This window comes from Paraglaciecola mesophila KMM 241 (assembly GCF_000315015.1).
Taxonomy (GTDB): Bacteria; Pseudomonadota; Gammaproteobacteria; order Enterobacterales; family Alteromonadaceae; genus Paraglaciecola; species Paraglaciecola mesophila.
The window spans coordinates 1-2,145 of sequence record NZ_BAEP01000045.1 but is presented as its reverse complement, the minus strand read 5'-3'; the positions used below and the strand labels follow the sequence as shown (position 1 = coordinate 2,145).

General features: G+C 40.7%; 2 protein-coding genes. One reads left to right on the top strand and one right to left on the bottom strand.

Annotated features, from left to right (window positions below; all coding sequences use genetic code 11):
- The first annotated feature begins 30 nt into the window (after positions 1-30).
- Positions 31-345 (top strand): hypothetical protein, encoded by a 315-nt coding sequence (locus GMES_RS10205; RefSeq protein ID WP_006992591.1) that lies wholly within the window; start codon positions 31-33, stop codon positions 343-345.
- Positions 346-1,349: 1,004 nt separating this feature from the next.
- Here the strand turns inward: GMES_RS10205 and GMES_RS10190 are convergent.
- The coding region (locus tag GMES_RS10190) for a hypothetical protein (RefSeq protein WP_039987178.1) at positions 1,350-2,145 on the bottom strand (796 nt) is incomplete at its 5' end.

The window sequence follows — 2,145 nt, the reverse complement described above, 5'->3', positions numbered from 1 at the left end:
TAATAAGCGTTATGGGCAACGGAGAAATTGATGTTTAAGGATGATCTCCCAGACCTGTTTGAAGAGGTAAAATCTTCGTTGATAGCTGAAGGTGAAAAAGAACTTGCTGATCAGCTAAAAGGTTTGAAAATTAAATCATGTGAGTCCTTCGCTTCTGACGATTCAGCATTCACAATATGTTTTACAACCTCAGAAAATGAAAAACTGGAAGATACTTTTCCCACAGGTGATAAGGCATATACAGTTATGCTTGTTTACTCTGAAAAGTCAGTTGTCATCGGTTTAGACATTATCGGTTGTGAAAATACTGAATTACAAAAGCAACTGTTAGCATGTTGCACATAATAAAAACATCATGGTGGGAATTTTACTCGCTGGCCTTCGGCCAACAACGCTCATAAAATCCCCATATGTTAAGAGTTAGGTCCCTGAGAAATATGATTAGATTAGTCGCTATTTTTAGTGCCTTCGCGTTTGTAGGATGTGAAATACAACCCGATAAAAAAGTAGGATACGGTAAGACGCTGAAGTCTCATCTTGATACAAGTTGCGTTGAAAGTGTATTTAACGACTTTAAGACTAAAAGTAGCTACTTGTTAAGTCTTCAGCTGATTGAATCAAACAGTAAAGTATCGAGTTACGATCTAACTATAGATGGACAAAAAACATCAGAAAACCATACTACTTTTACTAGGTCATCGTTTAAATTGGCTAAAGAATTTTTTGTTCAATTACAAAAGCAGTGCTCTAGTTAGGTATGGTACATAACAATCCAATTATACCAACCTCAACTCGCTGCGCTCGTTTCGTCGGCATATTGGAGCGTTAGCCGCTGGAATACTATGAGACTTTTATTACTTCTTCTTTTTATGTCGGTCTACTCTCATTCGAACTCATATTACGAGGAAGTTAGCTGCCCGGCTTTTGACGAGAGTACGGCTATCCAGATCGAACCTGAGAAAGGCTACTTCAAAGATGAAGTAAGACATAGAACCGTTGTAGAGAGAGTTTCAGAGGAGCAATTATTATATTTTCACAAGCAGTTTGAGGTGCACGAAAGACCTATTCAATTGAGTTTGAATAAAGAGCTAGCAAACCAGCTCGGAGTTAAGGTCGTTTACAGGATGAAATACTACCTACTAACAAAGACAGCCATCTTTAGAATCGTATAAAAACTCTCCTGCATAGGGGAAAATACCCCTCAATGGGCGTTAAAGTTCTTTTGATCTGAATGATTGGGGATTTTTACTGGGATATTAAGCGTTGAGGAAGAAAACGGCGTGAAAGGTCAATTTTTAGGCAAGCGTCAACGCTACAAGAGATGCATTAGATGTGTTGATTGCAATGTATTATGCGCGTTTTAACAACGCTTTGGCTTTCGTCATTCCTCGCAGCCGTTGATGATGAGTATGGCGCTTGAACGCATTCATCATTTGCTCCGCACCTGCTGCATAGCAGAAGTGCTTTTCAAAATCAGTGGTTAGGGTTAGCCATTGAGCAGAGTCTAAACCTAATCGCTCTAAAATCGGGCTGTGAGTGTTATCGATATGACCTGCCTTATCATCACGAATACAGCGGCCAGTGGTATCGACCAGCTCAATATAGTCTTTTAGTGAATACGCGATACCTTTAGGTATATTCTCACGAGGGTTTCCCTCAAAGGGCATCAAAACGCTCGGTTGAGGTTGTTGGTTTTTAATGGCGTGAATGCGTTTTTTGATACTGGTGTGCTTTGATGTTTCTGGTGTTTTTTCTATTTTTGCACGAATGGGATTCAAGTCCACATAGGCCATACACGCTAGCACTGCGCTTTCATCTAGTAGTGCTTGCGACTTAAATCGTCCTTCCCAGAAACGACCAGTGCAGCCGTCTTCTTTATTGGCTTCGCGAGCAATATACTCATTCAAATCACGCATAAACCAGCTTATGTCATACAAACGTTGCCGATAGGTTTCAACGGTCTCATCAAAGGTGATTAGCTCTCCTTGGCTCAGCGTATCGCCATTCATGAATTTCTGAGTCAGCAATGTGCCTCTGTGCAGCTTGTGATAGCGCCTCAACACTTCATCGTTATCCCAATTATCAGCCAAGGCTTTATCCACACATAGCACTACATGCGTGTGATTATTCATGACCGCATAGGCA